This window comes from Amycolatopsis sp. (assembly GCF_025464955.1).
Taxonomy (GTDB): domain Bacteria; phylum Actinomycetota; class Actinomycetes; order Mycobacteriales; family Pseudonocardiaceae; genus Amycolatopsis.
Genome location: NZ_JAODNM010000018.1, coordinates 31,523 through 39,366, shown reverse-complemented (window position 1 = coordinate 39,366; position 7,844 = coordinate 31,523). Strand labels below are relative to the sequence as shown.

Annotated in this window: 2 protein-coding genes (1 of these 2 cut by a window edge); both read right to left on the bottom strand. The window is 70.6% G+C overall.

All coding sequences use genetic code 11. The features are described from left to right. Nucleotides 1–1,282 (bottom strand): beta-ketoacyl synthase N-terminal-like domain-containing protein (locus JWQ81_RS02415; RefSeq protein WP_297537093.1); only part of this gene is annotated, 1,282 nt, incomplete at its 3' end. A 30-nt stretch (nt 1,283–1,312) separates the two neighbouring features. Further along, nucleotides 1,313–7,844 carry the final stretch of a type I polyketide synthase gene (locus tag JWQ81_RS02410; RefSeq protein ID WP_297537092.1) on the bottom strand. 20,981 nt of this gene lie beyond the right edge of the window, so the window shows 6,532 of its 27,513 coding nt (coding positions 20,982–27,513); its start codon lies beyond the right edge, outside the window; its stop codon occupies nt 1,313–1,315.

Sequence of the window (7,844 nt, the reverse complement as noted above, 5' to 3'; positions counted from 1 at the left end):
CCTGCGTCAGCAGCCTTACCTCCCCGGCCGCCCAGTCGACGTACGGCGACGGCTCGTCGACATGGAGGGTCTTCGGCAGGATGCCGTGGCGGATGGCCTGCACCATCTTGATCACTCCGGCGGCTCCGGCGGCGGCCTGGGTGTGCCCGATGTTGGACTTGATCGACCCGAGCAGCAGCGGCTGTTCGCGGTCCTGGCCGTAGGTCGCCAGCAGCGCCTGCGCCTCGATCGGGTCGCCCAGCCGGGTTCCCGTGCCGTGCGCCTCGACCACGTCCAGCTCCGCGGGCGAGAGCCCTGCCCTGCCGAGTGCCTGGCGGATCACGCGCTGCTGCGCGCGGCCGTTCGGTGCGGTGAACCCGTTGGACGCGCCGTCGGAGTTGACCGCCGAGCCGCGGACCACGGCGAGCACCTCGTGGCCGTTGCGCTCGGCGTCGGAAAGCCTTTCCAGCAACAGGAGTCCGACGCCTTCGGACCAGCCGGTGCCGTCGGCGTCGTCGGAGAACGACTTGCACCGGCCGTCCCGCGCCAGACCGCCCTGACGGCTGAACTCCACCAGCGAGCCGGGCGTGGCCATCACGTTGACACCGCCGGCCAGTGCCAGCGAGCATTCACCGCCGCGCAGCGCGTGCGCGGCGAGGTGGAGGGCGACCAGCGATGAGGAACAAGCCGTGTCGACCGTGACCGTCGGCCCTTCCAGCCCCAGCTCGTAGGACAGCCGTCCGGACGTCGCGCTGGCCGCGATGCCGGTGCCGATGTCGCCGGTCGCGTCGGCTACCGACCTGATCATCAGATGGGCGTAGTCCTGTCCGTTGGTGCCGACGAACACGCCCGTCCGGCTGCCTCGCAGCGTGCTCGGGTCGATCCCGGCGCGCTCGATCGCCTCCCATGAGATCTCCAGCAACAGCCGCTGCTGTGGGTCCATGGTGACTGCTTCGCGTGGCGAGATGCCGAAGAAGCCAGGGTCGAAGTCGGCTACACCCGACAGAAACCCGCCCTGCACGCTGACACTCATGCCCCGCTCGTCGACCGAACCCTCGCGCAGGGCTTCGATGTCCCAGTTGCGGTCCGTCGGGAACCCCGTGATGGCGTCGCCACCCGACGCGACCAGCTGCCACAGGTCCTCGGGCGAGCCGATGTCGCCGGGGAACCGGCAGCTCATACCCACGATGGCGACCGGCTCCGTGACCGCCGCGAGGAGATCCCTGTTCTGCCGCCGCAGACGCTCGGCCTCCTTCATCGACGCGCGGAGCGCTTCGACAACCTTCTCCGAGGGGGTGCTCATGAGTTCAGCTCCATCACTTGCGCCGGCTGGTCAGACAAGGGGGGTGGACGGGCCATCGAGCGCGGCCCGTACAAGGTCGTCGACGGACATCGAATCGATCGATTCGGTCTCTTCTTCCTGGCTTTCCGAGCTGGACCGGCCCGCGAGCTTGAGCAGTGGTTCCAGCACGCCGATCTCCCGCAGCCGCTCGAGCGGCACCGCGGCCAGCAGCTCCCGGATCCCGGCTTCCTCAGCACCGCTGCCGGTCTCGCCGTCCGGCAGCAACTCCTCGAGCACGTGCTCGGCGAGAGCCAGCGGCGTCGGATGGTCGAACACCAGCGTCGAGGCCAGGCTCAGCCCGGTCACCACGTTGAGCTGGTTGCGCAGCTCGACGGTGGCCAGCGAGTCGAACCCGAGATCGCGGAACGGCCGCTCGGCGCTGACCGCGTCGGTGTCCGTCCTGCCGAGCACGTCGGCCGCCCGAGCCCGGATCAGGTCGAGCACGGCCTCCAGTCGGGCAGCCTTCGGCAGCGGGAGCAGCCGGTCGCGCAGCGCACCGTCGACCGCTGTGTCCCGCGGGCCGTCGGGAAGCTCGGCGAAACCGGGCATGTCCCGCATCAGGGCGTTCGGCCGGAAGCCGCGCGCCTGCCGTCCCCGCTCCACCGCGACGACGACCGCCGTCGCCTCGTCCTCCACGACGAGCTGGCGCAGCACCGTGCACGCCAGTTCGGGGTCGAGCGCCCCGATCCCCGCCCGCCGGGCATGGATTTCGGCGTCGGCGTTGTCGGCCATGCCACCGCCACCCCAGGCGCCCCAAGCGATCGAGGTCGCGGCGAGACCGCGTTCCCGTCGCTGCTCGGCCAGTGCGTCGAGCACGGCGTTCGCCGCCGCGTAGTTGGCCTGGCCGGGATTGCCGACCGCCGAGGACGCGGAGGAGAACAACACGAACGCGGCGAGGTCGGCTTCGGCGGTCAGCTCGTCGAGCAGCAGGGCCGAGTCGACCTTGGTGCGGAAGACCTCATCGAAGCGATCCGGCGTCAGCCGGTCGAGGACGCCGTCGTCGAGTACACCGGCGGCGTGGACCACGGCGGTGAGCGGGTGCTCTGCCGGGATCTCCGTCAGCAGCGCCGCCATCGCATCGCGGTCGGCGACGTCACAGGCCGCGACGAGCACCCGGGCGCCCATCCCGGCCAGCTGCTCGCGCAGTTCGGCCGCTCCGGGCGCGTCGGGCCCTCGACGGCTGACGAGCACCAACTGCTCCGCGCCCGCCGCGGCCAGCGTGCGTGCCACGTGGGCACCGAGCGCTCCGGTGCCGCCGGTGATCAGCACCGTGCCGGTCGGGGTCCACTCGCGGGCCGGTCGCGGCGCGGGAGCCGGCAGCAGCCTGCGGCCGAACACCCCGCTCGCGCGGACCGCGACCTGATCCTCGCCGTCCAGTCCGGACAGGACGGAGACGAGCCCGCTTGCCGTTCGAGTGTCCAAAACAGTCGGAAGGTCGACCAGTCCACCCCAGCGATCCGGGTACTCCATGACCGCGACCCGGCCAAGGCCCCAGACGGCGGCCTGAGCGAGATCGCCCAGCGGCTCACCCCTGCCGACCGAGACCGCGCCCCGGGTGACACACCACAGCGCGCCGGTGATCCCGGCATCGCCCAGTGCCTGCACCAGCGTGGTGGTCAGCAGCACCCCAGCCGGCGGGGTGCGCGGCTCCGAGGGGCTCAGTGCCAGCAGCGACACGACTCCGGCGAAGGGACCGGACTCTGTGACATGCGTCCGGAGCTCGTCGGCCAGGGCCGACCGATCGCACTCCGTTACCTCGACACGGACCAGCTCGACACCAAGTCCGTCGAGTGCCTTCGACACCCACTCCTGGTCAGCCTCCGCTGCCGGAACCGCGGCGAGCCAGGTCCCGGTGAGCCCGACCGCAGGTCGGGTAGCCAGCGGAGTCCAGGAAATCCGGTGTCGCAGACCGTCCAGAACAGCCTGGTCCTGCTGCCGGCGCCGCCAGTCGAGCAGGGCGGGGAGCACCTTCGACAGCGAGTCGCCGTCGACGTCGAACACGGTCTCCAGCGAGCTGAAGTCGTTCTGTGCGACCGCGTCCCACATCTGCTCGTCCGTGGCGGCGTCCAGACCGGCGGGAGCCGGGGCGACGTGCGGTGCGGGGTTGGCCCAGAACCGCTCGTGTTGGAAGGCGTAGGTCGGCAGGTCCACCCGCCGGACGTCGAGCCCGGTGAAGAACCGCTTCCAGTCGACGCCGACGCCGTGCGCGTGCAGCCGGGACACCGCCGTGACCAGATTCGCTTCCTCGTTACGATCCTTGCGCAGGGCGGGAATAACCAGGATTCCCTCGGAGGTCGACTCCCCCACCAGCGAAGACAGCGAGGCGTCGGCGCCGAGTTCGACGAAGGTACGCACACCGCGCTCGGCCAGCGACCGCACGCCGTCGGCGAACCGAACGGCCTCTCGTACGTGCTGTACCCAGTACTCGGGTGAGGTCACGTCGCCGGAAGTCACGATCGGGATGCGCGGCGCCTGGTAGGTCAGTTTTGTCGCCACGGCCCGGAAATCGGCCAGCATCGGGTCCATCAGCGGCGAGTGGAACGCGTGGCTGACCGCCAGCCGCCTCGACTTCCAGTTGCTCGCGATCCTGGTGACCGCGTCCTCGTCCCCGGCGATGACGACGGAAGAAGGCCCGTTGATCGCGGCGATCGAGACAAGATCCCTCAGATCTGTCAGGTGCGGCAGGACTTCCGCTTCGCTGGCCCGCACCGCGAACATCGCCCCGGTCCGGGGCAGCGCCTGCATCAGCTTCGCCCGCGCGGAGACCAACGTGCACGCGTCGGCCAGCGACAGCACCCCGGCGACCTGCGCCGCGGCGAGCTCGCCGATCGAGTGCCCGGCCAGGAAGTCCGGCCGCACACCCCAGGATTCGACGAGCCGGAACAGCGCCACCTCGACGGCGAACAGCGCGGGCTGGGCGAAACCGGTCTGGTTCAAGACCCCCTGGTCCTCGCCCCACAGCACATCCCGCAGCTCGGGATCGAGCTGGGCCAGTACCTCGTCGAACGCCGAGGCGAACACCGGGAACCGGGCGTGCAGCTCGCGGCCCATGCCGATCCGCTGGCTGCCCTGCCCGGCGAACAGGAACGCGAGCTTGCCCGACCGGGCGGCCTCGTCCCGCACGACATGCGCCGCGGACCCGGCCGCGGCCAGCGCGGTGAGCCCTTCGACCAGCTCCTGGCGACTTCCGGCCAGTACCGCGGCACGGTGCTCGAACACCGACCTGCTGGTGGCCGCGGAGAACGCCAGGCTCGGCAGCGCGGTGTCGTCTTCGGTGTCGTCTTCGGTGTCGTCTTCGGTCACCTGCGCGAGCAGCGAGCCGGCCTGTGCCCGCAGCGCGGCGGACGTACGACCAGAGAGCAGGACCGGAAGCAGCTCGGGCGCGGGTCCTTCCCGTACCGGCACGACCTCGCGGGACTGGCCCTGCTCGATGATCACGTGCGCGTTGGTGCCGCTGGCGCCGAACGACGAGATCCCGGCGCGGCGCGGATGGCCGGATTCGGGCCACGCGACCGTCTCGGTCAGCAGCTCCACCGCGCCCGCGGTCCAGTCCACGTGGGACGTGGGCACGTCGGCGTGCAGGGACTTCGGCAGCACGCCGTGCTGCATCGCCATGACCATCTTGATGATCCCGGCGACCCCCGACGCGGCTTGCGTGTGGCCGATGTTCGACTTGACAGCGCCCAGCAGCAGCGGCCGTTCGCGGTCCTGGCCGTAGGTGGCCAGCAGGGCCTGTGCCTCGATCGGGTCGCCCAGCCTGGTTCCGGTGCCGTGCGCCTCCACCGCATCCACTTCGGACGGGTTGAGCCGGGCGCTGGCCAGCGCCTTCCGGATCACCCGCTGCTGGGCCGGTCCGCTCGGCGCGGTCAAGCCGTTGGACGCGCCGTCGGAGTTGATCGCCGAGCCTCGCACCACGGCCAGCACCCGGTGACCATTGCGCTGTGCGTCCGAAAGCCTTTCGACGACGAGCATTCCGACGCCTTCGGACCATCCGGTGCCGTCTGCGGAATCGGAGAACGCCTTGCAGCGGCCGTCGACGGACAGCGCGCCCTGTGCACTGAACTCGGCGAAACCGACCGGCGTCGACATCACCGTCACACCACCGGCCAACGCCAGCGAGCACTCGCCGGTGCGCAGCGCTTGTGCGGCCAGGTGCAGCGAGACCAGCGACGACGAGCACGCCGTGTCCACCGAAACCGTCGGTCCCTGCAGGCCGAACGTGTAGGCCAGCCGGCCGGAAAGCAGGCTCGCCGACTGGGCGGTCTGCCATTCTTGGCCGAACGTCTCGGCGGACACGCGGTATTCGCCGCTGCCACCGCCCACGAACACGCCGGCGTCTGTGCCGCGCAACGTCGCGGGGTCGATGCCGGCCCGTTCCAGTGCTTCCCAAGCGGCTTCCAGCACGATCCGCTGCTGCGGGTCCATCACGACCGCTTCGCGCGGTGAGATGGCGAAGAAGTCGGGGTCGAAGTCGGCGACGTCGTAGAGGAAGCCACCCTGGCGGGTGACGCTCTTGAGCGCGTCGAAGTCCCAGCCGCGGTCGGCGGGCATGTCACCGATCGCGTCGACCCCGTCGGTGATCAGCTGCCAGAGGTCCTCGGGCGAGCGAACGCCGCCCGGGTACCGGCAGCTCATGCCGACGATCGCGATCAGGTCGTCGGACACGCTGCCGGTGACCGGTACGAAGGTCGCCAGGTCCGGTTGGGCGCCGAGCAGTTCGGCCCGCAGGAACGCGGCGAGCTCCGCTGGCGTCGGGTAGTCGAACACCAGCGTCGCGGGCAGGCTGAGCCCGGTCGCGGTATTGAGCTGGTTGCGCAGGTCGACCGCGGTCAGCGAGTCGAACCCGAGGTCACGGAACGGCAGGTCGGATTCGACCGCGTCTGCGTCCGCGTGGCCCAGCACCAGAGCCGCCTTCTCCCGGACCAGAGCCAGCAGCTCGTCAGACCAGACCTCCTCGGGCAGCGTCAGCAGGTGCTGCCGGAACTCGGACTCGTCCCGCGCACTGACCTGAGCCGCTTCTGGCAACGCTGCCAGCAGCGAGGCACTGCAGGATGGCGCGAACCGGTCCCAGACGACGTCGGCGATCGTCTCGGCCGCCTCGCCGGACGCGACCGCCCGGGCGAGCCCGGTGAGTGCCGTCTCCGTCGCCATGACCGGCAGGCCGCTCAGGTTCAGGTGGCCTGCCATGGTCGGCGGCGTTGTCTCCGCCAACGGGCCGAACGCGACGAAGGTGGCAGTGAGCCCGCGCTGGCGGCGCCGCTCGGCGAACGCCGCGAGGTAAGCGCTGTCGGCGGCTTCCGTTTCCTGGCCACGGAAACCCCACACGCCGGCGACCGAGCCGAGCAGCACGAACGCGTCCAGTTCACGATCACCCAGCTGCGCGTCCAGTTCGGCGAGCCCGTCCAGTTCGCCGCCGTAGATCACGGCGTCGGCCTCTGCACATGCGGTGCGGTCGACGATCTCAGCACCCTCGCCGGCCAGCCAGTCGGCGATCCGCGGGTTCTCACCGACGAGCAGCACCTTGCCCGCCGGCCGCCATACCTCGGTGCTGGGCGCCGAGCGGACCAATCGTCGAGCGAACAGACCCTCCGAGCGGACCGCGACCTGGTTCTCGCCGTCGATCCCGGCCAGCACGCTGACGAAGCCGGCGGCGGCGTTCTGGTCGAAGTCCTCGGGAAGGTCGATGAGACCGCCCCAGGTGTCCGGCGACTCCAGCGCGACGACCTGGCCCTGACCCCACGCGGCGGCCTGGTCCGGGTTGACCAGCGAAGAACCGGCGCTGACCGCCGCCTTCGTGACACACCACAGTGGCGCGCTGATCCCGGCCTCGGCCAACAGCTTCACGACGTCGGCCGGACCGGTCGCCAGCAAGGAGACGACACCGTCGAAAGTGGGCTCAGGCAAGTCGGAGGTCCCGGCACGGACCACCCCGGTGCCCAGCGCGGCGACCACCGCGTCGGTCCACTCGGTGACATCCGTGGCATCAGCGACATCGGGGGCGTCTTCGGGGACCAGCACCAGCCACCGGCCGTCGAGCGTCGACGGACCGGTAACGCTGATCGGGGACCACGTGATCCGGTATCGCAACCGGTCCACGTTCACTCCCGCGGCGACCGAGATCGCGGGTTCCGGCCAGAAGCGCTGACGCTGGAAGGCATAGGTCGGCAGGAGGATCATGCGGGCACCGGTTCCGGCGAAGAACGCCTGCCAGTCCACGGCGGTGCCACGGACGTGCAGCTGTCCCAGCGCGGTGGTGAACGCGGTTTCCTCGCCGCGATCCTTGCGCAGCACCGGAACCATCACGATCTCGTCGGCCATGGCCGACAGCGCACCGTCCGGCCCCAGCTCGACGAAGGTGCTCACGCCGGCGTCGGTCAACGTCCGCAGTGCGTCCGCGAAGCGCACGGTGTCCCGCACGTGCCGCACCCAGTACTCGGGCGAGGTCACATCGCCGGAAGCCGCGATCGGGATGTGCGGCTCTTCGAACGACAGACCGCTGACGACGGTACGGAACTCGTCCAGC